This window comes from Mesorhizobium sp. M0833 (genome assembly GCF_040319905.1).
Lineage (GTDB): Bacteria > Pseudomonadota > Alphaproteobacteria > Rhizobiales > Rhizobiaceae > Mesorhizobium.
Map to the genome: position 1 here is coordinate 185,718 of NZ_JAMYOQ010000005.1, position 22,504 is coordinate 208,221.

The following is a 22,504-nucleotide window of genomic DNA, read 5'->3' on the forward strand; positions in this document are numbered from 1 at the left end:
ACGAATGCCCCTGCGTGTCATCTTCATGGGTACGCCCGAATTCTCCGTGCCGACGCTGCGGGCGATTGCCGGGGCCGGGCACGGGTTGACCGCCGTCTACACGCAGCCGCCGCGCGCCGGCGGCCGGCGCGGGCTCGAACTGACGCCGTCGCCGGTGCAGCGCGAGGCGGATCGGTTGGGCGTCGAGGTGCGGACGCCGGTGTCGCTGAAGGGCGAGGCGGAGCAGGAGGCGTTCCGCGCCTTGCGCGCCGACGTCGCCGTGGTCGTCGCCTACGGCCTGCTTCTGCCCAAACCCATTCTCCAGGCGCCGCGGCTCGGTTGCCTCAACGGCCACGCATCGCTACTGCCGCGCTGGCGCGGCGCTGCCCCTATCCAGCGCGCCATCATCGCCGGCGACACCGAAACGGGCATGATGGTGATGCGGATGGAGGAAGGCCTCGACACCGGGCCAGTGGCAATGGTTGAAAAATGTCCGATTGGACCCGACATGACGGCCGGCGATCTGCACGACCGGCTGATGGTCCTCAGTGCTGCGCTGATGGTGCAAGCGCTGGAACGGTTGGAGCGGAATACGCTGACATTTACCACACAGGCGGAGGTGGGGGTGACCTACGCCAAGAAAATCGATAAATCGGAGACTCGCATAGACTGGCTGCGACCTGCCGGCGACGTGCACAACCAGATTCGCGGTCTGTCGCCCTTTCCCGGCGCATGGTGTGAGGCCGAAATCGGCGGCCGCGTAGAACGGCTGAAACTGCTTCGCTCGACGCTCTCGCAAGGCGCCGGCGAACCGGGAGGAATTCTCGATGACCGGCTGACGGTAGCCTGCGGGTCAGGCGCGATCAGGCTGGTCGAAGTTCAACGTGCGGGCGCAAGGCCCATTGCCGCGCAGGAGTTTCTGCGCGGGGCCAAGCTCGAAAAAGGAATGAAATTGTCATGAGCATGATGTCCATACGCGCGGCGACGCCGCGGGACCGCGAGGCGATCCGCCTTGTCGAAGAACACGCATTCGGCCAGCAGACGGAGGCCGGACTGGTCGACGCGCTGGTCACCGGCGGTGATGCCGTCGTCGAACTGGTGGCGGACGAAGACGGGCAAGTGGTCGGGCACATCCTGTTTTCACGGCTTTTCGTGCAGAATGGCGGCAAGAGCTTCCCGGCGGTGGCTTTGGCTCCTTTGGCGGTCGAGCCGTCGTTCCACGGCACCGGCATCGGCGGTGCGCTGGTCCGCGAGGCGCATATCCGCCTGAAGGCTGCTGGCGAGACGCTCGCCGTGGTGCTCGGCGATCCCGCTTACTATGGACGTTTCGGTTACAGCCGCGCCCGTGCAGCGAAATTCGAGAGCGAGTACCAAAGCGAGGCTTTGCAGGCGCTTGCCTGGGGCGAGGCGCCGGAGACCGGCAGGCTGGTCTACGCCTCGGCCTTCGGCTCAGCCCTCGCCGCCTGATTTCGCCTCGATCCGGGAATGCCGCGTTTTCGCCTCGACATCGAATATGACGGCAGTCTCTTCGCCGGCTGGCAGCGCCAGGCCAACCAGCCTTCGGTGCAGCAAGCGATCGAGCAGGCGATCGAGAAGTTCTGCGGTGAGCAGGTTTCGGTGCGCGCCGCCGGCCGCACCGATGCCGGCGTCCATGCGACCGCTCAGGTGGCGCATGTCGATCTGATCAAGGCATGGCCCGGCGACAAGGTGCGCGACGCCGTCAACGCGCATCTGCAGGCGGCCAAGGTGCGCATCGCCATCCTGAAGGCCGCCTCCGTGCCGGATGGTTTCGATGCGCGCTTCTCGGCGATCGGCCGCCATTACCTCTACCGCATCGTCAATCGCCGCGCGCCGGCGGCGCTCGACAAGGGCAAGATCTGGTGGGTACCGAAGCAACTCGATGCCGGGGCCATGCACGAAGCGGCAAAGGTGCTGCTTGGCCGGCATGATTTCACCACCTTCCGCTCGACCCAGTGCCAAGCCTCCAGCCCGGTCCGCACACTCGACCGGCTGGATGTCAGCCGGACGGGCGATTTCATTGAGGTCCGCGCTTCGGCGCGCTCATTCCTGCACAACCAGGTGCGCTCTATGGTCGGCTCGCTCAAACGCGTCGGCGAAGGCGGCTGGACTGTTGCCGACCTCAAGGCGGCGCTTGAGGCGCGCGACCGTGCAGCCTGCGGTCAGGTGGCGCCGCCCGACGGGCTGTTTCTCGTCGGCGTCGATTATCCGACGCCTGGCTGATCCGGAACGCTGATCCCGAGCAGCGCCTGCAGTCCGAACAGGACAATCAGCGACGCCACGAACATGCCGGCAAAAACGGCGCTGCCGACGGCCGCACCCCTGCCGATCGCAACGTTGGTCATCCGCCAGGTCAAGACCATCGACAGCGCGAACAACAGCAGCGACACGAGTCCGGAGACTTCGTTGGCCGACGTCAGGAAAAGCCGGATCAACGCCGATGGCAGCATCATCCAGGCGATGATCGCCGAGGCCCAGTTGCTGGCCACGACATAATGGACGAAACGGCCGCCGACGCCGACCCGCGGCGCCACCAAGGCGAGGCCTATGAGCGGCAGCACCCAGGCGCCGATATCGACGGTGGCCAGGCGGATCAACATGCTGAAACGGCCGACGAATGCGTTGGGGTCGCCGATCTCGTTGGCAATACCGACCCAGCCGACGATCAGTGCCGGCGCCGCGACGACGATGGCAAAAAAGGAGTTCCAGAATCCGTCCGCCGAAAGGTCGAGCAGGCGAAATCCGTCGGCCTTGCCGAGCATCAGCCGCCAGGCACCGGCAAGCGAAGCGTAGGTTTCATCCGCTGAAAGCATCACTAGGATATGTCCTGCGCAAACCAGTCTTCAACGAAGCGCAGATAAATCTGCGTCAGCGTCTCGAGGTCGGCAATCGCCACGCGTTCGTCGACCATGTGCATGGTCTTGCCGACAAGGCCGAATTCGACCACCGGACAATAATCCTTGATGAAGCGGGCATCGGAGGTGCCGCCGGAGGTGGACAGCGCCGGCTTCCTGCCGGTCACCGCCTTGATCGAGCCGCCAAGCGTCTCGATCAACCTGTCGTCGCGTGTCAGAAAAACGTGGCTCGGTCCGTCGCGCCAAGCGATCTCGTAGTCGACGGGCGTCGTCCTGCCGGCGCGGTATTTCTTGCGTTTCGCCGCCCGGTCGAGGCGGTTGTGGATCTCGGCCTGGATCGTCTCGGCGGTCCATGTGTCGTTGAAGCGAATATTGAAGGTAGCCGCCGCCTTCGCCGGGATGACGTTGGTGGCAGGATTGCCGACATCGATGGAGGTCACCTCAAGATTGGTCGGCTGGAAATCCCCTGTTCCGTTGTCGAAGACGGGGTGAAGCAAGGCGTCGACCAGCGTCACCAGGCCGCGCACCGGGTTGTCGGCCAGTTGCGGATAGGCGGCGTGTCCCTGGCGGCCGTTGACGACGACCGTGCCCGATAGCGAGCCGCGCCGGCCGATCTTGATCATGTCGCCGAGCACGTCGGGATTGGTCGGCTCGCCGACGATCGCAGCATGCCATTTCTCGCCTTTGGCGGCCGCCCATTCGAGCAGTTTCGTCGTGCCGTTGATCGCCGGACCTTCCTCATCGCCGGTTATCAGCAGCGAGACCGACCCCTTCGGGCCGCCCTTCTGCGCGATGTGTCGCGCTACCGCCGCGACGAAACAAGCAATGCCGCCCTTCATGTCGACGGCGCCGCGGCCGAACATCTCGCCATGGGCGATGTCGGCGGCAAAGGGCGGGTGCGTCCAGGCTGTTTCATCGCCCACCGGCACGACATCGGTATGGCCGGCAAACATCAGATGCGGGCCGTTGCCGGAACGCCGCGCGTAAAGGTTCTCTATGTCAGGTGTGCCGGATTCGGAAAACACCGGGCGCTCGACGGCAAAGCCGAGCGGCTTCAACATTTCTTCCAGCGCGCTCAGCGCACCGCCTTCGGCGGGCGTCACGGAAGCGCAGCGGATGAGAGCAGCCAGATTTCTGGTCGGATCGGTAGGCAGCGTCATGGGCAAAAGCGATAGTCGAAAGCGCAGGGACTGTCACGGCCAGACATAAGGGCCAGACATGCCGCCGACATTATGGTTTTCACGTCGTATGATTGCGGCAAGGCCTCTCGACCAGGGCAGGGCCATCGCATGATCACGCATGGCAAGACAATCGTAATCGCCGGTGCCGGCAGTATCGGCTGCTACGCCGGCGGCTGCCCGATACTTGCCGGGCGAAAAATGGTTTTGCTGGCGCGGCCGCGCATCGAGAAGGCGCTGCAAGCAACGGTCAAGAGCGGCGCGATGCAAGGCATGGCCGGCCGGGCAGGAGAGAAGCGGATCGCCCTGCCTGTCGCCGGAAGCCGTCGCCGTCAGATGGTAGCCCGCACAGGTGCCCAGTAACGGCCCTTGCCGGTGCGCTTGGCTTCGTAGAGCGCATGGTCGGAACAGGTGAGCAGGATTTCCGGATCGCCGCCGTCGGCGGGTGCGAAGGCGCTGCCGACGCTCAGGCCGACATGGATGGCGGAACCGACCCCGAGGTCGAAAGGCACCGAGACCTTTTCGATGGCCCGCTTTGCCAGGTAGGTGGCCTCGATCTCCGAGGTTGCGGGCAAAAGGATGACAAATTCATCGCCACCAATGCGGAAGACAACGTCCCCCGGACGGAAGCCGCGCTTCAATCGTTCGGCCACCTTGCGCAGCAGCACGTCGCCGACGGCGTGGCCAAAACGGTCGTTGACCTGTTTGAAACCGTCGAGATCCATACTGAGCACTGCAAACGGCTTGCCGCCATTGGCGGCCGGCGCCGCAAGCTCGCGGCACATGTCGCGCAATTTCTCCTGCAGGAAGATGCGGTTTGGCAGGCCGGTCAGCGCGTCCTTGATGGCCAGGTCGCGATTGTCCAGTTCGGCGCGGATCATGCGGGCATTGATTGCGTGGTTCTGAAGCAGCACGATGATGACGCCGGCCACATAGAACGGCGTTTGAATTCCGACGATCGGCATTCCGGGCGCCGCAGAAAACAATGCACCGACCACGTAAGGCAGGCTTACGGCCAACATGACGAATATGGCGAAGCGCGGGGTCGCCGCATTGCGTGACGACACCACGCCGACGACGCCTGCGACATTCAAGGCGGCAAGTACGGAAAGCGCCATATTCCTGCTGGCAACACAGCCATAGCAGCCGAGGCCGAAGACGACCGACCAGACGCCGCTGGCTGCCATCAGGCCCGCCAGCGGCCCTTTCGAGCCGCGCGTGCGGGCCTGCTCGCATTCCCGCATCAGCAGAACGCGGACGGTGAAAAGCATCAGGTCGGCGGCAATCCAGGCGTAGGGCCACCAATCCCCGGTGGCGAGAGCGGCGCTGACCGCAACCAACAGAACGCTGATGGTGCCGAACAGGACTGCGAATTTGCGGTCGAAGGTGGTGTCGAGAAGCCGGGCGCGGACAGCTTCCGGTTCCAATTTCATTGGCGAAGAGAACCAGGCAAACAGGCGAGCGGCGGCGCTCCACGTTTTGCGCGGCTCCTTGGTGATCAGGGATAGGTCGCTTGCCAGTCGAGCGCTCCGTGCCGGTCGACACAGTCTTCGCCGGCATGCTGGGCCAGGGTGATTAACATTCGCTTAGAGCATCCGGCGCAAAACCGGGCTTTCGGAACTCCCCGCTCTGCCGCTCTAGCGGATCTGCCGCCGGGTCGCCGGTTTTAGCTTGCCGGCCCCGGTCGTCTGCGGATTGCAGGCCGACGCGGCGGACCCGGCTCGGGATCGGTCTTCGCCGCACGTGCCGGCTGCCCATGAGGGGTTTCGATCAGCGTGATCTTCTGCCAGATCTTTCGCGAGAGGTTCGAAGCCAGGTTCTCGATGTCGTTGACGCCGTCGATGACCACGGCGTCATTCACCGATTGCGCGAACAGCGCGGCGATCTTGCCGGTGATCGACAGCATTTCGGAGCAGTAGTCGAGATAGCGGGCAAGGTCGGCGGCGTTGGTGATGCGGGCTGGCGAATGGGCAGTCGGCTTGAAACTGGGTGAAAGTGCGGCCGGATCCTTGGTCAGCTGGTGCATGTCGATGACATGGATCAGCGACCGCAACCCGTGGAGCTGGCGAAACACCCGCTTGCGCTTGATCCGCTCCTCGGAGCGAATCAGGGCCAGGAAGCCCAGCACCGCGAGGATGATCACGTTGAGGGAGGCTTCGATTCCTTGCACCGACTGGAAGGCATCGTGGTTTCCCGAGATGCGGCCAAGCGGCAGGATTGTGCCGACGAACAGGAACATCAGCGCTCCGGCGACGAAGGCGGCGATGATGAGGCCGCGCAGCCACCAGATCGGCGCCTCCAGCGCCTTGGCTGCCTTTGCCAGATCGCGCGACAGCGACACCAGCTCGGCGGCGACGCCGCGCAAGCCTGCATCGGGAAAGCGCTCGGCGATGCGCCCTTCCAGCCGTTCGGCGGTTTCGAGGATCAGTTTCGGATCAAGCGAGCGGTAGCGCATGACGAAATGTCCGATCGGCGCTCAGGGTTCAGCCGGGGCATTGGTGCGCTTGCCGTAGCGGTTGGGGCCGGGTTGCCCTGGAAACAGGCAAAGCACCAGGAAAGCGATGATCGAGACAACCGGCACGAAAAGCACCAGCGCCGCAACGCCCGGCTTGTCGAGGTCGTGCAACCGCTTGACCGCCAGCACCACGTTCGACCAAAGCGAGGCAATGAAGGCGATGAAGAAAATAAACGACCACATGTTGCTCTCGGTGGTGCCTTCCGGCACCAGCGTGAAACGGTAGAGCGGGAAGGCCTGTATGATGGCCACCAGCAATCCTCCAAGAAAATAGGCCGCGCGGCTGACGCGGCCCGAAGCTTTGAAGAAAAGCCAGATGAGGTCTGATCTATCAGGCAAGCGAATTCCGTCCGTATTCGTTGAGAAAGATCAATCGCGCAGCAATTCGTTGATCGAGGTCTTGGAACGGGTCCTGGCGTCGACCCGCTTGACGATGACGGCGCAGTAGAGGCTGGGGCCGGGCTCGTTGTTTGGAAAAGGCTTGCCGGGCAGCGAGCCGGCGACGACGACGGAATTAGGCGGCACCTCGCCGTAGAAGATCTCGCCGGTGGCGCGGTCGACGATCTTGGTCGACTGGCCGATGAAGACGCCCATGCCGAGCACCGAGCCTTCGCGCACAATGCAGCCTTCGACCACTTCGGAACGGGCGCCGATGAAACAGTTGTCCTCGATGATGGTGGGACCCGCCTGCATCGGCTCCAGCACACCGCCGATGCCGACACCGCCCGACAGATGCACATTCTTGCCGATCTGGGCGCAGGAGCCGACCGAAGCCCAGGTGTCGACCATGGTGCCGCTGTCGACATAGGCGCCGACATTGACGAAGGACGGCATCAGCACGGCGCCCGGCGCGACATAGGCGGAGCGGCGCACGATCGACGACGGCACGGCGCGGAAGCCGGCCTTCTCGAAATCGACGGCGCTCCAGCCGTCGAACTTCGAGGGCACCTTGTCCCACCAAACCGCCTGACCAGGACCACCCTTGATGATCTCCATCGGGTTGAGCCGGAAGGACAGCAGCACCGCTTTCTTCAGCCACTGGTTGACGTGCCATTTGCCGTCGGCCTGCCGCTCGGCGACGCGGGCGACGCCCCGGTCGAGCAGGTCGAGCGCCGATTGGATGGCCTCGCGCGTCTCGCCGCGGGTTGCGGTCGAAATCGTGTCGCGTTCCTCGAAGGCGTTCTCGATGATCTCCTCGAGGCTCGCGAGATCGTGCTTCGACATGAATTCGCTCCATTACCAAGCTGTTAAGGGCCGGCGCCTTAACCTGTTTGAAAGTCGCGCGGACCCTATGTGAAGGCTTGGGGAGGGTCAATCGCGGCAGCGTCACGGGACGGCGCAAGTGAATGATTGGACGGGTAAAGCAAATATGACTCCCATGGAAAAGGCGGGATGGACGCCGCTGCCGCATTCGGACGAGGATCTGGAGCGGTCGAGAAGCGTGCCGGACACGCCGCAAACGCGCGCGGAGACATATCGGCTGGCCTGGAACGACCCCGATTTCATGACGCGGCGCGAGTTGCGCGCGGTCAGGCTGCAGCTCGAACTGCTGAAACCGGAGATGATCCTGGCCGAGCGCGGCATCCAATCGACCGTCATCCTGTTCGGCGGCGCCCGCATTCCCGAGCCCGGCGGCGAAGCCTGGGCGGCCAAGAACGAGACGCAGAAGAAGAACCTCGAGCAAAACAGCAAATATTACGAGGAGGCGCGCAAATTCGCCCGCCTCTGCTCACAGCAGTCGGCCACCTCGTACTATCGCGAATTCGTCGTGGTGACCGGCGGCGGGCCGGGCGTCATGGAGGCCGGCAATCGTGGCGCCGACGATGTTGGCGCGCCGTCGATCGGTCTCAACATCGTGCTGCCGCACGAGCAGGCGCCAAACGCCTACGTGACGCCGGAACTCTGCTTCAACTTCCACTATTTCGCGGTCCGCAAGATGCATTTTGTCATGCGTGCCAAGGCCGTTGCGGTATTTCCCGGCGGCTTCGGCACGATGGACGAGTTCTTCGAAACGCTGACCCTGATCCAGACCGGCCGCATGGAACGCGTGCCGGTCATTCTGTTCGGCAAGGCTTTCTGGGCAAGGGCAATCGACCTTGATTTCCTCGCCGAGCAAGGCACGATCACTCCCGGCGACCAGGATATCATCGATTTCGTCGAGACCGCCGACGAGGCCTGGGGGATCGTCAGCCGCTTCTATAAACTTTGACATGCAAGCAGGACTTGAAGCGCGCCGGCTGCCTCAAGCAGGGACTTCGACGATTGCCGTGAGAAAGCCGGCGAGATCGTCGGTGACGAAGTCCACATCGTCCTCGTTGGCCGGGTCGCGTTCCCAAATTTCCGAGAAGGTCGGCTCGAAATTGCGCGGCACCACCAGCACCGTGGTCATGCCCAGCGATTTCGGTACCGACAAGTTGCGGGCGAGATCTTCGAACATCACCGCATTTTGCCCGGTAACGGCGTGGAGCTCGGCAAATCTTTCATAGGATTGCCGCGCTGGCTTGGGGTTCAGTCCGGCTGCGACGATATCGAAAATATCGTCGAAATGCTCGAGAATGCCAAGCTGCCGCGCGGTGCGTTCGGCATGCCGGCGATCGCCATTGGTGAAGATGAATTTACGGCCGGGAAGCTGGCGAATGGCGGTGCCGAGGACGGGATCGGGCACCAGCCAGGAATAATCGATGTCGTGCACTTTCTCGAGAAAATCGTCGGGGTCGATGCCGTGGCGCGTCATCAATCCGTTCAGTGTCGTGCCGTATTCACGGTAGAGCTCCTTTTGCAGCTTGCGTGCTTCCGCGCGCGGCAGCGTCAGCAATTCTCCGACGTAGGCGGTCATCTTCACATCGATCTGCGAGAACAGATTCGAATGGTGCGGATAAAGCGTGTTGTCGAGATCGAACACCCAGTCGGTGACATGGGCAAAGCGGGCGGGGTCGGGAAGTGTGGTCATACCGTCCTTATGGCACGAAACGATCTTTCTAACAGGAGGTTTATCCACCACCTATGCGCGCTAAGGATGGTGAAAATGGCGAAACGATTAAAATTTTAAGCATCGCCGAAAGGTGACATTCAGCGCTTGCTGGGACCAAGACGGACCAGTGGGAGCCAGCGATGAATCGCATAATTCTAAAGTCTGCCGCCATCGCTTTCGCCTCTGTAGCGGTCTCGCTTTTGCTGACGCTGATCGTCGTGCCGGCAATGGGGTTTCCGACCAATCGCACCATCTGGCTGACATCCACCGTCTGCCCGCTCGCGCTTGCCTGGGGCGTCGGCGCCTATACGTTCTGGCAGGGCGAAAGGTTGCAGACCGCGCATCGCGAGCTCGCCCGCGCCCATGCCCGACTCGCCGCCGCGCACCGGCGTCTGGCGGACAAGGCGAGCCGCGACGACATGACCGGCATGCTCAACCGCGAAAGTTTCTTTGCCGCCCTCGACGGCTCTCGGCGTAAATCCGATCGCGGGGCATTGCTGATCGTCGATGCCGACCATTTCAAGACCATCAACGACAGCTACGGCCATCTGATCGGCGACGATGCGCTGCTCCTGATCGCAAAGGCGATAGAGCGTGGCGTGCGCAGCGGCGACGTGCTTGGGCGTATCGGCGGCGAGGAATTCTGCGCCCTTCTGATTGGTGCCACCGAACACGAGGCCAGGCGCGTCGCTGAGCGCATCCGCCGTGAGGTCGAGCGTATCCGTTTCCGGCCCATCGACGAACGATCGGTTCCGCTGACAGTCAGTATTGGCGGCATCACCTGCGGCAGGGACGCCGCAGTGTCGGAGCTGATGCGCGCCGCCGACCAGCGGCTTTACGAGGCCAAGCATCGCGGCCGCAATCTGTCGATCATCGACCGCGATATTTCCGAAGCCGCCTGAGCTCGGCCCTGAGCCTTCCGCTGGGAGAGTTCCACCCTGTCTGCATTCAACCGCGCCGTGGCCAGACTGTCAAAATCCGAGTATGGCGATGCGGAACAGCAGGGCGGCGGCCGCCAGCGCGACCAGAGCGATGCCAAGGCCAATGGGAGAGCCCCAGCCATACCACTCCACCGCCAGCTTGGCGTATTTGAACTCCTCAGCCGGTGTGAGTGGGCCGCGCGTCGGGGTCTGATTCATTTTTTCACTCCTTGCAGGCTGCATAGGCCTTGCCTTGTGCCCGATGCAGCACATTACTATAATAGCCATAATGTTAGACAGATTGATAGTTAGATGATCGAAATAAATTCGTCAAGCATGAATCGGGCAGACATGAAGACCGCTATCAGCCTTGCCATTATGGGCTGGCAGGACGCGACGCAGGCTTATGACGAGGCAGTGGGCGATAGGCTTGGGCTGAGCATGGCGGAACGCCATTGCCTGGCGCTGCTCTATGGCGGCCCGCGATCGGCTGGCGAGGTCGCGGCCGCAACAGGGTTGACGCCGGCTGCGGTCACCGCGCTGATCGACCGGCTGGAGGCGCGCGGCCTGCTGACACGAACGCGCAGCCTCGAGGACAGGCGCAAGGTGGTCATAGAGGCGACGGAACTCACGCGAGAACTATCGACGCGCTATTATGGCGCGATCGCGCAGGAGGGGGAAAAGGTGATCGCCACATTCAGCGACATTGAACTCGCCACGATCCTGCGCTTCGTCACGGCATCCCTCGACCTTCAGCGCGACCAGCTGGCCCGGCTGAAGGCCGAGGCGTTGGAAACAACCGACAGCCTATAGGCTCGCCGGGTCGATCGCTGGCTCGCCTTTGCGGCGCGCCACGATCGCCGCAAGATCGGCTGTCTCGAAAGCATCACGCAGGGCGTCGAACGACGGCAGCACGAAATAGGCGCGCTGGAACTTGTCGATCTCGTAGCCGGTGCGCATTACGGTTTCCAGGTCGAAGGGAACATGGTGCGCCTCGCCGCCTTCGACCGCGAACTGAAGCTCTGTGAAGGATGACATCAGCCCAGCGCCGAAAGCCTTCAGCGGCTGGCCCGGCTCGCGTATCAGGCCGTATTCGACGGTGTACCAGTAAAGCCTGGTGATCATCTCGTCGCCGCCGAGCGCAATCACGCTATCGGCCTTCTTGCCATACATCTGCATGAAGTCGGCAAAGACCGGCTGCGTCAGGATCGGCACGTGACCGAAGAAATCGTGGAACATGTCGGGCTCGACAATGTAGTCGAGTTCCTTTTGGGTTCGCAGCCAGTTGGTGACCGGGAAGCGGCGGTTGGCGAGATGGTCGAAGAACGGCTGGGCGGGGATGAGCCCCGGCACGGCGACGATCTCCCAGCCGGTGAACTTGCGCAGCTTCTCGCTGACCGCACCGAAATCCGGGATCTTGTCGAGAAGGCCGAGTGCCGCGACGCCGTCGAGGTAGGAGTGGTGGGCCAGCTTCCTGGTCAGCTTCGTCTGGCGGTCGCACAGCGTGCGCCACACCGCCTGTTCTTCGTCGCTATAATTGTAGCCCTGCGCCACGGTGAAATCGGCACGGCAGACGGAATAATCGCCGCGAAGGCCTCGCGCCGCGCATTCGCGGGCATAGTCGGCAACGTTCATTGTCATGGCTTGCTCTCCCTGGAAATCATGACCAGCGAATTGCCGGAAATTCTAGCCGGATCGCGCGAGGCAAATCAGCTTTGATGGTGGCTCAAATGCAGGGTTGGAGGTAAAAGACTCCACGATCGAGCTTTGGGAGAGTGAAAATGCCTCAATTTGACGAATTCGAGATCAAGATGCTCGACATCCTGCAGCGCGACGGGCGCAAGCCGGTATCGGAATTGGCGCAGCAGATTGGCCTGTCGACGACACCTTGCGCGCGGCGCTTCGAGGCTCTTCAGCAGGCGGGCATCATAAAAGGCTTCGCCGCGGTACTCAGCCGCCGCGCCGTCGGTCTGATGGTCGAAGTGTTCATCCAGGTGCGCCTCGTGACCCACAGCGACGGCTCGCCCGAAACCTTTATCGCCGCCGTGCAGCGCATGGACGAGGTGTCGTCGTGCTGGACGATGACTGGAGACTACGATTTCCTGCTGCATGTCATGGTGCCGTCGGTCGACCAACTCAATGCCTTCGTTATGCACCGGCTGATGCGACTCGAAGGCGTGCGCGACGTCCACACGCAGCTTGTGCTGCAGAACATCAAGGGACCCGGCCATGTGCCGCTGGCACATCTCAGACGATAGGCATTTCTGCGGAAAAGCTGCACACAAATTGCTGAAGCGAGCCAATCTCCGGAACTAGATCGCCGACTACGACATGCGGACCGCCATCGCATAAGGCCCGCCATGAAAATCGTCCTGATCAACCCGCCGCATACCGCCATCGGCAGCCGTGTGCCGGACGACCATCTGCCGCCGCTCGGTTTGCTGGCACTGGGCGGTCCGCTGATCGACGCGGGACATCAAGTGCGGCTTGTGGACGCCGAATTCGGGCCGATGGCGCTTGCCACGCTGGTCCGGGACGCCTTGAGCGACCATCCCGACTGCATTCTGATCGGCCATTCCGGCTCGACCTCTGCGCATCCGACAGCCCTGCTGATCGCCGGCATGGTCAAGGACATCCAGCCAGCGACAATCCTGATCTATGGCGGCGTGTTTCCGACCTATCATTGGCGCGACATACTGGCTGAAACGAATGTTTTCGACTTCATCGTGCGCGGCGAGGGCGAGGCGACCATCGTCGCGCTGGTCGAAGCGCTTGAGAAACGCAAGCCGCTGTCGGATGTGGCGGGCATCGCCTTTCCTGACGATTTGCGCCAGCCCTTTGCAACCCGGCCGGCAAGAACGATCATCAACCTAGACGACTACCGCATCGGCTGGGAACTGATCGACTTCAGTCGCTACAGCTATTGGGGAGGCAAGCGCGCGGTGGTCATGCAGTTCTCGCGAGGCTGTCCGCATCTGTGCAACTATTGCGGCCAGCGCGGCTTCTGGACGCGCTGGCGGCACCGCGACCCCATGAAGTTCGCGCGGGAGATTGCCTGGCTCTACCGCGAGCACGGCGTCGAGCTGATCAACCTTGCCGACGAGAACCCGACGTCGTCCAAAAAGGCCTGGCTCGCCTTTCTCGACGCGATGATCGCCGAGAATGTGCCGGTGCTGATCGTCGGCTCCACCCGCGCCGACGACATCGTCCGCGACGCCGACAGCCTGCATCTTTATCGCCAGGCCGGCGTCATTCGCTGGCTGCTTGGCATGGAAAATACCGACGAGCAGACGCTTGCATTGATCCGCAAGGGCGGCAGCACCTCATCCGACCGCGAGGCGATACGGCTGCTGCGCCTCAACGGCATCTTGTCGATGGCGACCTGGGTGGCCGGTTTCGAGGACGAAAGCTTGCGCGACCTCTGGCGCGGCTTCCGCCAACTGATCGCTTATGACCCCGACCAGATCCAGGCGCTCTATGTGACGCCGCATCGCTGGACGCCGTTCTTCAGGATTGCCAAGGACCGCAAGGTGATCCAGCTGGACGCCCGCCTGTGGGACTACAAGCATCAGGTGCTGCAGATGACCCGCCTCAAGCCGTGGATGTTGTTCTTCGCCGTCAAGCTGATCGAACTGGCGGTGCAGTCGCGGCCCAAGGCGTTGGCGCGTATCCTGTTCCACAAGGATCCGGAGCAACGGCATTCGATGCGCTGGTACACCAAAATGGGCCGCCGCGTCTGGTTCCGCGAAGTCTGGGGCTTTCTGGTCCGCGACCGCCGCCTGAAACATGGCCCGACGCTCGCCGAATTCTGGGGCTCGCCGCAAGACGAGGACGAGGAATCGATGGTTGTCGAACGCCTGCCGCGTCAGTCCGTGACCGCTATTTCGCCAAACGCTTGAGCCCCTCAGACACCCGGCCTCACGGCACGATTAGCGTGCCGGCGCCGTGTTCGGTGAACAGCTCGAGCAGCACCGCATGCGGCGTCTTGCCGTTAAGGATGACGACGCCTGCGACGCCGCGCTCGATTGCCTCGATGCAGGTCTCGACTTTGGGGATCATGCCGCCCGAGACCGTGCCGTCCTTGATCAGGGCCTTGGCCTCGGCCACGGTCAGCTCGTCGATCAGCTTCTTGTCCTTGTCGAGCACGCCGGGCACGTCGGTAAGGAACAGCAGGCGCGTCGCCTGGCAGGCGCCGGCGATGGCGCCGGCAAAAGTGTCGGCGTTGATGTTGTAGGTATGGCCGTCGCGGCCGGGCGCTACCGGCGCCAGCACCGGGATCATTTCGGACCGCGCCAGGAGGTCGAGCAATGTGCGGTCGACCTCGACAGGCTCACCAACGAAGCCCAGGTCGAGTACCCGCTCGATGTTGGAATCCGGATCGATCATGGTCTTGCGCGCTTTTTCGGCAAACACCATGTTGCCGTCCTTGCCGCACAGGCCGATCGCCCACTCGCCCTCGGCATTGATCAGCGCGACGATCTCCTTGTTGATCGACCCGGCCAGCACCATCTCGACAATCTCGACGGTCTTCTGGTCGGTGACGCGCAAGCCGCCCTCGAATTTGGATTCGATGCCCATCTTGCTGAGCATGGCGCCGATCTGCGGCCCACCGCCATGCACGACGATCGGGTTGACGCCGGATTGCTTGAGCAGTGCGATGTCGCGGGCGAAGGCCTTGCCGAGCGCGATGTCGCCCATCGCGTGGCCGCCATATTTCACCACGACCGTCTTGTTCTCGTAGCGCTGCATATAGGGCAGCGCCCTTGAAAGCAGCGCGGCCTGCATTTCGGCGGTGGCGGCGACATCCGTCATCGGCGTGGTTCCCAGCTTGGCATGAACGGCGGCGTCTTAGCGGGAATTGGACGAGGGGGCAAACGGCTTTGCTGTCACGATCGATCAAATCGGTACTACTATTTGTTTGACCATGATCTTGTCCGAAAACCGGTTCCCACCTTTCGGGATCATGGTCTATGCCGGCACCTGCAGCGGCGCCCGCCGTCCCAGCCAGCCCGAGATCTTTTCCATCTGCGCGGCGAACGACAGAAGCGTTTCCTCGTCGCCGGGGCGGCCGGCGGCCTGGACGCCGAGCGGCAGGCCGGTATCGGTGACGTAGACCGGAAGCGTGATCGACGGTTGCCCGCTGACGTTCTGGATCGCCGGCCAGTGGGTGAACCAGAGGCTCTTGTCCATCAGCTGGCCGAATAGCGGCTTGAACTTCAGCAGGCCGGCGAGGCGCAGCCTGTCCAGGACATTCTCGATGAATTCGTCGACGCCTTTCGGGTCCATGGTGCCGCAGGCGAGCGGCGGGTGCGCGATGACAGGCATCAGCACCGCATCATAGTGCGCGGTTTCGGTGATAAGCCGGCGCGAGGCGGCGTGCAGCCGCTGCAGGCCGGCGTAGATTTCGCCGGCCGAGAGGATTTCACCGAACCGGCTCATCACGCGCGTAGCGCGTTCGATATCGCCTGAGATGGAGCGGCCGACGCGCAAGGCCTCGCCCCGCATCGTGCCGGCCACCGCCGCGGCGACGGTTCTGGCGAAATCGGCGATGAAATCGCGATCGATATAGGGCAGGTCGATCTCCTCGACGCTGTGCCCGCCTTCGCGCGCCAGCGCGATCGCCGCATCCAGAGCTTTCAACGTCTCTTCCGATATCGGCAGGCCGAGCGGCGATTTTCGATAGAAGGCGAGGTTGAGCTTGCCCGGATCGCGCCCGGCCGCCGCAGCAAAACTGCCGGTCGGCGACGGTGCCGCGTAGGGCGACAGCGGGTCAGCCCCGTGGGTCAGGTCGAGCAGCAGCGCCGTATCGCGCACTGAGCGGGCCAACGCATGGTCGACGACGAAGCCGTACCAGCTTTCGGTGACGAGCGGTGTCAAGGGCACGCGGCCGCGCGAGGTTTTCAGCCCGACCAGCCCGGTACAAGCGGCAGGCACCCTGATCGAGCCGCCGCCGTCCGAGGCGTGCGCCACCGGCACGACGCCGGCCGCGACCAGGGCAGCCGCACCGCCCGAGGAACCGCCGGTCGTGTGCGCGGTGTCCCATGGATTGCGGGTGACGCCGTAAGCCACCGACTCGGTCACCAGCCTCAGTCCGTGTTCGGGTGCGGTGCTGGTGGCGATCGGGATCAGGCCGGCGGCCAGATAGCGTTCCGTCATGACCGAGTTGAAATCGGGGGTGAAAGCTGGGATGCGGCTACCGCCATGCGTCGGCACGCCCTTCATGGCGATTCCGAGGTCCTTCAGCGCAAAGGGCACTCCGGCAAGCGGCAGCTTGTGGTCGACGGTTTTCGCTCGCGCCCGCGCCGCCTCAAAAAGCGGTTCGGCAATGGCATTGATCTCCGGCCGGTTGGCCTCGGCCCGGGCGATCGCCGCATCGACGAGATCTTGCGGTGTGAGCTCTCCCTTGTGCACGAGTGCGGCCTGGCCGGTTGCGTCATGCTCCCACAGAACCCGCTCGATCGACATGGTCACCCTCCCGCTGATGGCAAGCTAGCGGGAGGCGATTCCATTGGCAATCGAGGCTGGCGCTGCCGGTGCGCAAGACCATTTCAGTCGTTGCAAACACATTGCAATCGCCTAATTTGGCGGCCGATGACGCCGCAGGACATCAGCAACCTGATTGTCCGGACTTCGATGAAGGACCGGGCTGCGTTCGATCTGCTCTACCGGCAGACCAGCGCGAAACTTTTCGGCGTCTGCCTTCGTGTATTGAAGGATCGGGGAGATGCAGAAGAGGCGCTTCAAGAGATCTTCGTCAAAATATGGACGAAGGCGGACCGTTTTGCCGTTTCGGATCTGAGCCCGATCTCCTGGCTGGTGGCCATTGCGCGCAATCATGCGATCGATCGGATCAGGGCGCGGCGAGAGCCTGCCGCCTATATCGATGCCGCGCTCGACGTGGCCGATCCGGCGCCGGGGCCGGAGGCCATGGCCGTGGCGGGCGGTGAGTCCGGACGCATCTACCATTGTCTCGAGGAGTTGGAGAAGGACCGGGCGGCGGCCGTCCGGGGCGCGTATCTGGACGGCAAAAGCTATGCCGAGCTGGCGGAGCGCTATGGCGTACCGCTGAACACGATGCGGACCTGGCTGCGTCGCAGCCTGTTGAAACTGAGAGAATGCCTGGAAAGATGACGCTGGCTGACGACAATGGACCGGAACGTGGGGGCGATGGCCTGTTCGCCGCCGAATACGTTCTTGGCGTTCTGGCCGCCGATGAACGCGAGATCGCGTCGCGCCGCATCGATGCGGACGCCGCCTTCGCGCGCCTTGTCGATAGCTGGGAGGCGCATCTTTCGCCGATGGCCGCCGCCTATCCGGAGACAGAGCCTCCGATCAGGGTCAAGGAAGCATTGGACCGCCGGCTGTTCGCTGCAGAGCCGCGCGCCGGCCTCTGGTCGAGCCTTGGCTTCTGGCGCGGTCTCGCCGCTGCCGCCGTTGCGGCGCTGGCGATCTACATCGCCGTGCCTTACTTCCGCCCGCCCACCGAACCGCCGCAGACGCGGCTTGTCGCCTCGCTGGCGGCCGAAGGCAGCGACGTCAAATATCTCGTTGTCTACGATGCCGCCCGTCACGAGGTCGGTCTTTCCCACGTTTCCGGCGAGCGGGCCGCCGGCAAGGACTTCGAATTGTGGATGATCGAAGGCAAGAAGGCGCCGGTGTCGATGGGCGTCATCCCGGCCGGTGCGACCGCGCATTTGGCCATCCCGCCCGCCGTTCAGGAGAAGTTGGCGCAAGGCGCCGTGCTTGCGGTCAGCGTTGAGCCTGCCGGCGGTTCACCGACCGGCCAGCCGACTGGACCGGTGGTCGCAGCGGGCGATCTGAAGAGCATCTGACCGCTTCTCATCTCCCGGAAGCAGACCTGAAAATCTATCTTCCGCGATTTAAACGCCTGCAAAGCTTGTTGGTGGTTGTCGATCCGCGCCGGGAAAATTTCAGTGGCACAATTTTTTGCGGAGAGGACGAAACTCAGGATTTTCCATCGCGTATCTCCTTGCGTTCCCGAATGAGGGGAATGATAACCCGAGGAGATTGAAATTATGCGTAAATTCGCCACCCTTTTGCTTGCCGGCACGGTCGCCATTTCTGCGCTCGCCACCATTGCCTATGCCCAAAATCCAATGGTCGGCGGCGCCGCCATGTATGCCCAGAAAAACATCGTCGAAAATGCGGTCAACTCGAAGGACCACACGACGCTGGTCGCTGCCGTCAAGGCGGGCGGCCTGGTCGATACGCTGCAAGGCGCCGGCCCCTTCACCGTGTTCGCGCCGACCAACGAGGCCTTTGCGGCACTTCCAGCCGGCACGGTGGAGACGCTGCTCAAGCCTGAAAACAAGGACAGGCTGGTCAAGATCCTGACCTGCCATGTCATCGGCGCCAAAGCGATGGCCGCCGACGTCGCCAAGATGGTCAAGCACGACGGCGGCACGCACAAGGTCAAGACGGTCGGTGGTTGCGAACTGTCGCTCAAGACCGACGGCGGCAAGGTCACCGTGACCGACGAAAACGGCAACGTCGCCAATGTGACGATCGCCGATGTCGAACAGTCCAACGGCGTCATCCACGTCGTCGATAAGGTTCTCCTGCCGAAGATGTAACAAACGCACGCTGCCGGCGAAGATATCCCCAGGGGCCTCCCTGCGCACACTCCGCGCCGTTCACGCAAGATGGATAGGCGCGGAGTCCCGCTTTGAGGACAGCGATCGTCACCGGCTTTTGATTTCCGTGTGGCGGTCGAATTTGGCACAAGCAGTAACAGGAGGAATGGCCATGAACCGTCGCGAGCTTCTTTTGAGTGGTGCGGCAGCCATTGGCGTTGTCGCAGGCGCCACCGCGCTGCGCATGGGCGGAGCCCAGGATGCACGCGCGGCCGAGACATTCGAGGTTACCAAGACCGAGGCCGAGTGGCGCGCCATCCTGTCCGACGCGGCCTTCAATGTGCTGCGCAAGGAGGGCACCGAATATCCGGGCACCAGTCCGCTGCTCAACGAGCACCGCAAAGGCATCTTCGCTTGCGCCGGCTGCGGCCTGCCGGTCTATTCGTCTGAGACCAAGTTCGATTCCGGCACAGGCTGGCCGAGCTTCTGGCAGGAAATCCCGAATTCCATCGGCAAGACCGTGGACAGGTCGTTGGGCATGACCCGCACCGAGGTCCATTGTCGCCGCTGCGGCGGCCATCTCGGTCACGTCTTCGACGACGGTCCGCCGCCGACCGGGTTGCGGCACTGCATCAATGGCGTCGCCTTGACCTTCAAGCCGGCGACGGCGTGAGGATGGCCGCGCCCCTTACTTTGTCGGAGCGCGCTAGAGCACGTCCTGTGATCGATGAATCGATTGTGATGTGACGGCTGCGTTTTGTGCTGATTCAACATCCACCTCGATGGAGGTGGACGATGGGAAGAGCATTGAGCGGTGATCTTCGGTCGCGGGTCTTGAAGGCTTCGGACGAGGGCATGTCGGCGCGGCAAGCGGCGGCGCGATTCGGCGTGGGAGTGTCCAGCGCGATCCGCTGGATTGCGCGGGCGAAGATCGGCGAACTGGCGCCACGCCCGCAGGGCCGCCGCCGCGCCTCCAGCCTCGATGCGCATGAAGCCTTCATCGTCGGGCTGATCGAGGAGCGCAAGGACATCACGCTGAACGAGATGGTGGAGCGGCTCGTCGCCGAGCAGTCAGTGCGGATCAGCCGCAGCGCCTTGAGCGCCTGGCTTCGCGGTCACGGCTGGACATTCAAAAAAAGTCCGCGCACGCACTGGAGCAGGGTCGCCTCGACATCCTGAAGCGGCGCCGGGACTGGTTCGACGGCCAGCTCGATCTTGATCCGGCGAAGCTCGTGTTCATCGATGAGACCGGCCTCTCCACAAAGATGGCCCGCCTGCGTGGAAGAGCGCCGCGCGGCGAGCGCTGCCGGGCCGGCGTGCCGCATGGCCACTGGAAGACCACGACCTTCACCGGAGCGCTGCGGCTGACGGGCATGACTGCGCCCTTCGTCTACGACGGCGCCATGAACGGCAACGTGTTCCTGGCCTATGTCGAGCAGGTGCTGGTCCCTACATTGTCGGAGGGCGACGTAGTCGTTATGGACAACCTGCCCGCCCACAAGGCCACCGGCGTGCGCGACGCGATTGAGGCCGCAGGCGCGAGCCTGCTCTACTTGCCGCCCTACAGTCCCGACTTCAATCCGATTGAGAACGCCTTCGCCAAACTCAAGGCGCTGCTGCGAGCAAAGGCCGAGAAAACCATCAAGGCTCTCTGGGACGCGGTCGGCGCGATCGTCGACCTCTTCACCCCAGCCGAATGCGCCAACTACTTCAAAGCCGCAGGATATGAACCTGATTAAACAGGACGTGCTCTAGAGCATCGGACCCAAAAGTGCGAAGCGGTTTTGGGAAAATCCGATGCTCAAACAAAAAGTTGGAGCGGTGGAGTGTCCGCCGCTCCAAGACTTCGTAATGGTTGATTTTGCGCATGACCCCGAAAATCGCTTTTCGGGGTCATGCGCGAGGGCGCCAGGCGGGGGATCCAGCGCGCCTCAATGGCCTCCGCCACCGCCGCCCTGAGGGGCTGGCTTGCGGATCACCAGGGTGAAGAGCCCAAGCGTCGCGAACAAAACCGTCAGCATGAAGAATACGTCCATGAACGACAGCAGCGACGCCTGCTGCTGGACCATGCCTGACAGTTTGGAGATGGCCGCCTTGGAGGCGTCGAGCCCGGCGGTCTGCTCGAAGTTGAGCGTCATGTTCTGCAGCTTCTGTTGCGCAGCGGCACTTCCCCATTGCACGTGCTCGGAGAGCCTGGCGTAGTGGAAGGCATTGCGGTCGATCAGCACGGTGTTGATGACGGCCAGGCCGACGGCGCCGCCGAGATTGCGGGTCAGGTTGAACAGGCCAGACGCATTCTTTAGCCGCTCCGGCGGCAAGGTTCCGAGCGCAATGTTGTTGATCGGCACCATGCACAGCATCATCGAGCAGCCGCGCAGGATCTGCGGGATCAGCAGTTCATAGAAATCCCAGTCGGCGGTGAGATGCGTCATCCACCAGGTTCCCGTGGCGAAGCCGAAGAAGCCGATCATCATCATGATGCGCGGGTCCATCTTGTTCGACAAGATGCCGGAGATCGGCGCGGTGAAGAACATGGCCAGGCCGCTGACGAACAGCGCCTCGCCGATCATCATCGAATCGTAGCCGCGGATGCGCCCCAGGAACACGGGATAAAGATAGGTCAGACCGTAGAGGCCGATGCCGACCACGAAGGAGAACAGCGAGCCGAACGCAAAATTGATATTGCTGAAAGCCCTCAGATCGACAATCGGCTCCTCGGCGGTGAACACGCGCCAGAAGAACAGCACCGCGCCGAAGGTCATGATGACGGCGCAGACGAACACCGCCTGATCCTGCAGCCAGTCGTTGTTGGGACCTTCCTCCAGCACATATTCCATGCAGCCCAGGAAGGCGGCCATGCCGGCAAGCCCCCACCAGTCGAACTTGCTGAACAGCTTGAGATTGGGTTTGTCGAAGTCGATCAGCGACCAGGCGGCCGTCGTCACCAGAATGCCGGGCACGACGTTGACCAGGAACAGCCAGTGCCAGGACATGGCATGGCTGATATAGCCGCCGACGGTCGGGCCGATGGTCGGCGCCAGCGTCGCCACCAGGCCGATCATCGGAGAGACGACGGCGCGGCGGGACGGCGGGAAGATGGTGAAGGCGGCTGCAAAGACGCTCGGGATCATGCCGCCGCCGATGAAGCCCTGCACGGCGCGGTAAACAATCATCTGGTCGATATTGGTTGCGGTTGCCGCCAGCGCGCTGGCCGCGGTGAAGCCCGCCGCCGAGATTGTGAACAGCACGCGCGTCGACAGCATCCGGCTGAGGAAGCCGGACAGCGGGATCATCACGACCTCGGCAATCAGATAGGCCGTCTGCACCCACGGGATCTCGTCCGAGCTGGCGCTTAAGCCCGCCTGGATCTCGGCCAGCGAGGCTGAGACGATCTGGATGTCCAGGATCGCCATGAACATGCCGAACACCATCGCCAGGAAGGCGATGACGCGGCGGATCGGCATGTGATCTGTC

At 63.1% G+C, this 22,504-nt stretch carries 26 protein-coding genes; 14 read left to right on the plus strand and 12 right to left on the minus strand.

The window, feature by feature from the left end; translation table 11 throughout:
* Nucleotides 1-10 precede the first annotated feature (10 nt).
* The 3 genes from fmt to truA are packed head-to-tail and all read left to right on the plus strand — an operon-like array spanning nucleotide 11 to nucleotide 2,220.
* Nucleotides 11-940: a methionyl-tRNA formyltransferase gene (gene fmt / locus NKH98_RS08435; protein WP_352897703.1), complete on the plus strand. Its 930-nt coding sequence runs from the start codon at nucleotides 11-13 to the stop codon at nucleotides 938-940.
* Nucleotides 937-1,446, plus strand: coding sequence for a GNAT family N-acetyltransferase (locus NKH98_RS08440; RefSeq protein ID WP_254815873.1), 510 nt, complete (start codon nucleotides 937-939; stop codon nucleotides 1,444-1,446). Before fmt ends, NKH98_RS08440 begins: the two co-directional genes overlap by 4 nt.
* Nucleotides 1,447-1,464: 18 nt before the next feature.
* Complete coding sequence (gene truA, locus NKH98_RS08445) at nucleotides 1,465-2,220, plus strand: tRNA pseudouridine(38-40) synthase TruA (protein WP_352897627.1); 756 nt, start codon at nucleotides 1,465-1,467, stop codon at nucleotides 2,218-2,220.
* Here the strand turns inward: truA and NKH98_RS08450 are convergent.
* Nucleotides 2,202-2,810: a transporter gene (locus tag NKH98_RS08450; protein ID WP_254815875.1), complete on the minus strand. Its 609-nt coding sequence runs from the start codon at nucleotides 2,808-2,810 to the stop codon at nucleotides 2,202-2,204. The genes truA and NKH98_RS08450 overlap by 19 nt on opposite strands.
* 2 nt (nucleotides 2,811-2,812) lie before the next feature.
* The gene (dapE, locus tag NKH98_RS08455) at nucleotides 2,813-4,012 is read right to left on the minus strand and encodes a succinyl-diaminopimelate desuccinylase (protein ID WP_352800848.1); all 1,200 of its coding nucleotides are present in this window, start codon (nucleotides 4,010-4,012) and stop codon (nucleotides 2,813-2,815) included.
* A gap of 129 nt (nucleotides 4,013-4,141) precedes the next feature.
* On the opposite strand from dapE, the gene NKH98_RS08460 reads away from it, so the two are divergent.
* Complete coding sequence (locus NKH98_RS08460; protein ID WP_352477031.1) at nucleotides 4,142-4,393, plus strand: hypothetical protein; 252 nt, start codon at nucleotides 4,142-4,144, stop codon at nucleotides 4,391-4,393.
* Here the strand turns inward: NKH98_RS08460 and NKH98_RS08465 are convergent.
* The 4 genes from NKH98_RS08465 to dapD form a co-directional block, all read right to left on the minus strand.
* Nucleotides 4,363-5,463 (minus strand): GGDEF domain-containing protein, encoded by a 1,101-nt coding sequence (locus tag NKH98_RS08465; protein WP_352897630.1) that lies wholly within the window; start codon nucleotides 5,461-5,463, stop codon nucleotides 4,363-4,365. The genes NKH98_RS08460 and NKH98_RS08465 overlap by 31 nt on opposite strands.
* Nucleotides 5,464-5,696: 233 nt before the next feature.
* Nucleotides 5,697-6,485 (minus strand): hypothetical protein, encoded by a 789-nt coding sequence (locus tag NKH98_RS08470; RefSeq protein ID WP_352897632.1) that lies wholly within the window; start codon nucleotides 6,483-6,485, stop codon nucleotides 5,697-5,699.
* A 21-nt stretch (nucleotides 6,486-6,506) separates the two neighbouring features.
* Nucleotides 6,507-6,884 (minus strand): DUF805 domain-containing protein, encoded by a 378-nt coding sequence (locus NKH98_RS08475; protein WP_352455974.1) that lies wholly within the window; start codon nucleotides 6,882-6,884, stop codon nucleotides 6,507-6,509.
* A 30-nt stretch (nucleotides 6,885-6,914) separates the two neighbouring features.
* Nucleotides 6,915-7,769 carry a 2,3,4,5-tetrahydropyridine-2,6-dicarboxylate N-succinyltransferase gene (gene dapD / locus NKH98_RS08480; protein WP_352506026.1) on the minus strand — a complete coding sequence of 285 codons (855 nt, stop codon included), beginning with the start codon at nucleotides 7,767-7,769 and terminating at the stop codon, nucleotides 6,915-6,917.
* Between the two features lie 145 nt (nucleotides 7,770-7,914).
* Here dapD and NKH98_RS08485 point away from each other — a divergent pair, with 145 nt between their 5' ends.
* Nucleotides 7,915-8,754 carry an LOG family protein gene (locus NKH98_RS08485; RefSeq protein WP_352506025.1) on the plus strand — a complete coding sequence of 280 codons (840 nt, stop codon included), beginning with the start codon at nucleotides 7,915-7,917 and terminating at the stop codon, nucleotides 8,752-8,754.
* 33 nt (nucleotides 8,755-8,787) lie between these two features.
* Here NKH98_RS08485 and NKH98_RS08490 read toward each other — a convergent pair whose 3' ends face one another.
* Complete coding sequence (locus tag NKH98_RS08490; RefSeq protein ID WP_254815882.1) at nucleotides 8,788-9,495, minus strand: pyrimidine 5'-nucleotidase; 708 nt, start codon at nucleotides 9,493-9,495, stop codon at nucleotides 8,788-8,790.
* Nucleotides 9,496-9,656: 161 nt separating this feature from the next.
* On the opposite strand from NKH98_RS08490, the gene NKH98_RS08495 reads away from it, so the two are divergent.
* Entirely contained in the window at nucleotides 9,657-10,418 is a 762-nt protein-coding gene (locus NKH98_RS08495) for a GGDEF domain-containing protein (RefSeq protein ID WP_352897634.1), read from the plus strand.
* Nucleotides 10,419-10,487: 69 nt separating this feature from the next.
* Here NKH98_RS08495 and NKH98_RS08500 read toward each other — a convergent pair whose 3' ends face one another.
* A complete protein-coding gene (locus tag NKH98_RS08500) occupies nucleotides 10,488-10,655 on the minus strand; it encodes a hypothetical protein (protein ID WP_352897636.1) in 168 nt (55 codons plus the stop codon).
* 93 nt (nucleotides 10,656-10,748) lie between these two features.
* Here NKH98_RS08500 and NKH98_RS08505 point away from each other — a divergent pair, with 93 nt between their 5' ends.
* Nucleotides 10,749-11,249, plus strand: a complete 501-nt coding sequence (locus tag NKH98_RS08505; RefSeq protein WP_352686442.1) for a MarR family winged helix-turn-helix transcriptional regulator — start codon at nucleotides 10,749-10,751, stop codon at nucleotides 11,247-11,249.
* On the opposite strand, the gene phhA is transcribed toward NKH98_RS08505, so the two are convergent.
* A complete protein-coding gene (phhA, locus tag NKH98_RS08510; protein ID WP_352897639.1) occupies nucleotides 11,244-12,077 on the minus strand; it encodes a phenylalanine 4-monooxygenase in 834 nt (277 codons plus the stop codon). The genes NKH98_RS08505 and phhA overlap by 6 nt on opposite strands.
* A gap of 140 nt (nucleotides 12,078-12,217) precedes the next feature.
* On the opposite strand from phhA, the gene NKH98_RS08515 reads away from it, so the two are divergent.
* Complete coding sequence (locus tag NKH98_RS08515; protein ID WP_352897641.1) at nucleotides 12,218-12,694, plus strand: Lrp/AsnC family transcriptional regulator; 477 nt, start codon at nucleotides 12,218-12,220, stop codon at nucleotides 12,692-12,694.
* A gap of 102 nt (nucleotides 12,695-12,796) precedes the next feature.
* Entirely contained in the window at nucleotides 12,797-14,335 is a 1,539-nt protein-coding gene (gene bchE, locus NKH98_RS08520) for a magnesium-protoporphyrin IX monomethyl ester anaerobic oxidative cyclase (protein ID WP_352897642.1), read from the plus strand.
* Nucleotides 14,336-14,354: 19 nt separating this feature from the next.
* Here the strand turns inward: bchE and argB are convergent, their stop codons facing one another.
* Nucleotides 14,355-15,248, minus strand: a complete 894-nt coding sequence (gene argB, locus NKH98_RS08525; RefSeq protein ID WP_023677482.1) for an acetylglutamate kinase — start codon at nucleotides 15,246-15,248, stop codon at nucleotides 14,355-14,357.
* Between the two features lie 156 nt (nucleotides 15,249-15,404).
* The gene (locus NKH98_RS08530; RefSeq protein ID WP_352897644.1) at nucleotides 15,405-16,901 is read right to left on the minus strand and encodes an amidase; all 1,497 of its coding nucleotides are present in this window, start codon (nucleotides 16,899-16,901) and stop codon (nucleotides 15,405-15,407) included.
* A 126-nt stretch (nucleotides 16,902-17,027) separates the two neighbouring features.
* Between NKH98_RS08530 and NKH98_RS08535 the strand changes: the two genes are divergently transcribed.
* The 5 genes from NKH98_RS08535 to NKH98_RS08555 all read left to right on the plus strand — a co-directional run bounded on the left by NKH98_RS08535 (nucleotide 17,028) and on the right by NKH98_RS08555 (nucleotide 20,769).
* Nucleotides 17,028-17,567: a sigma-70 family RNA polymerase sigma factor gene (locus NKH98_RS08535; protein WP_352897646.1), complete on the plus strand. Its 540-nt coding sequence runs from the start codon at nucleotides 17,028-17,030 to the stop codon at nucleotides 17,565-17,567.
* Complete coding sequence (locus NKH98_RS08540; protein WP_352897705.1) at nucleotides 17,564-18,268, plus strand: anti-sigma factor; 705 nt, start codon at nucleotides 17,564-17,566, stop codon at nucleotides 18,266-18,268. The genes NKH98_RS08535 and NKH98_RS08540 overlap by 4 nt, the downstream gene beginning before the upstream one ends.
* A 204-nt stretch (nucleotides 18,269-18,472) precedes the next feature.
* Nucleotides 18,473-19,030 (plus strand): fasciclin domain-containing protein, encoded by a 558-nt coding sequence (locus NKH98_RS08545; protein ID WP_352897648.1) that lies wholly within the window; start codon nucleotides 18,473-18,475, stop codon nucleotides 19,028-19,030.
* Between the two features lie 172 nt (nucleotides 19,031-19,202).
* Nucleotides 19,203-19,703: a peptide-methionine (R)-S-oxide reductase MsrB gene (gene msrB / locus NKH98_RS08550; RefSeq protein WP_352477048.1), complete on the plus strand. Its 501-nt coding sequence runs from the start codon at nucleotides 19,203-19,205 to the stop codon at nucleotides 19,701-19,703.
* A 122-nt stretch (nucleotides 19,704-19,825) separates the two neighbouring features.
* Nucleotides 19,826-20,769, plus strand: a protein-coding gene (locus NKH98_RS08555) for an IS630 family transposase (protein WP_352897649.1) whose coding sequence is annotated in 2 segments (ribosomal slippage) — nucleotides 19,826-20,162 and nucleotides 20,162-20,769 — 945 coding nt in all. Because the reading frame shifts where the segments join, the coding sequence is not laid out codon by codon here.
* 192 nt (nucleotides 20,770-20,961) lie between these two features.
* On the opposite strand, the gene NKH98_RS08560 is transcribed toward NKH98_RS08555, so the two are convergent.
* On the minus strand, nucleotides 20,962-22,494 hold the full coding sequence (locus NKH98_RS08560) for a DHA2 family efflux MFS transporter permease subunit (protein ID WP_352897706.1): 1,533 nt from the start codon (nucleotides 22,492-22,494) through the stop codon (nucleotides 20,962-20,964).
* Nucleotides 22,495-22,504 lie beyond the last annotated feature (10 nt).

Coding starts and splice junctions, on each gene's coding strand:
- NKH98_RS08440 (WP_254815873.1), top strand. CDS start 937: ATGAGCATGATGTCCATACGCGCGGCGACGCCGCGGGACCGCGAGGCG.
- truA (WP_352897627.1), top strand. CDS start 1,465: ATGCCGCGTTTTCGCCTCGACATCGAATATGACGGCAGTCTCTTCGCC.
- NKH98_RS08450 (WP_254815875.1), bottom strand. CDS start 2,810: ATGCTTTCAGCGGATGAAACCTACGCTTCGCTTGCCGGTGCCTGGCGG.
- dapE (WP_352800848.1), bottom strand. CDS start 4,012: ATGACGCTGCCTACCGATCCGACCAGAAATCTGGCTGCTCTCATCCGC.
- NKH98_RS08460 (WP_352477031.1), top strand. CDS start 4,142: ATGATCACGCATGGCAAGACAATCGTAATCGCCGGTGCCGGCAGTATC.
- NKH98_RS08465 (WP_352897630.1), bottom strand. CDS start 5,463: ATGAAATTGGAACCGGAAGCTGTCCGCGCCCGGCTTCTCGACACCACC.
- NKH98_RS08470 (WP_352897632.1), bottom strand. CDS start 6,485: ATGCGCTACCGCTCGCTTGATCCGAAACTGATCCTCGAAACCGCCGAA.
- dapD (WP_352506026.1), bottom strand. CDS start 7,769: ATGTCGAAGCACGATCTCGCGAGCCTCGAGGAGATCATCGAGAACGCC.
- NKH98_RS08485 (WP_352506025.1), top strand. CDS start 7,915: ATGACTCCCATGGAAAAGGCGGGATGGACGCCGCTGCCGCATTCGGAC.
- NKH98_RS08490 (WP_254815882.1), bottom strand. CDS start 9,495: ATGACCACACTTCCCGACCCCGCCCGCTTTGCCCATGTCACCGACTGG.
- NKH98_RS08495 (WP_352897634.1), top strand. CDS start 9,657: ATGAATCGCATAATTCTAAAGTCTGCCGCCATCGCTTTCGCCTCTGTA.
- NKH98_RS08500 (WP_352897636.1), bottom strand. CDS start 10,655: ATGAATCAGACCCCGACGCGCGGCCCACTCACACCGGCTGAGGAGTTC.
- NKH98_RS08505 (WP_352686442.1), top strand. CDS start 10,749: ATGATCGAAATAAATTCGTCAAGCATGAATCGGGCAGACATGAAGACC.
- phhA (WP_352897639.1), bottom strand. CDS start 12,077: ATGACAATGAACGTTGCCGACTATGCCCGCGAATGCGCGGCGCGAGGC.
- NKH98_RS08515 (WP_352897641.1), top strand. CDS start 12,218: ATGCCTCAATTTGACGAATTCGAGATCAAGATGCTCGACATCCTGCAG.
- bchE (WP_352897642.1), top strand. CDS start 12,797: ATGAAAATCGTCCTGATCAACCCGCCGCATACCGCCATCGGCAGCCGT.
- argB (WP_023677482.1), bottom strand. CDS start 15,248: ATGACGGATGTCGCCGCCACCGCCGAAATGCAGGCCGCGCTGCTTTCA.
- NKH98_RS08530 (WP_352897644.1), bottom strand. CDS start 16,901: ATGTCGATCGAGCGGGTTCTGTGGGAGCATGACGCAACCGGCCAGGCC.
- NKH98_RS08535 (WP_352897646.1), top strand. CDS start 17,028: ATGACGCCGCAGGACATCAGCAACCTGATTGTCCGGACTTCGATGAAG.
- NKH98_RS08540 (WP_352897705.1), top strand. CDS start 17,564: ATGACGCTGGCTGACGACAATGGACCGGAACGTGGGGGCGATGGCCTG.
- NKH98_RS08545 (WP_352897648.1), top strand. CDS start 18,473: ATGCGTAAATTCGCCACCCTTTTGCTTGCCGGCACGGTCGCCATTTCT.
- msrB (WP_352477048.1), top strand. CDS start 19,203: ATGAACCGTCGCGAGCTTCTTTTGAGTGGTGCGGCAGCCATTGGCGTT.
- NKH98_RS08560 (WP_352897706.1), bottom strand. CDS start 22,494: ATGCCGATCCGCCGCGTCATCGCCTTCCTGGCGATGGTGTTCGGCATG.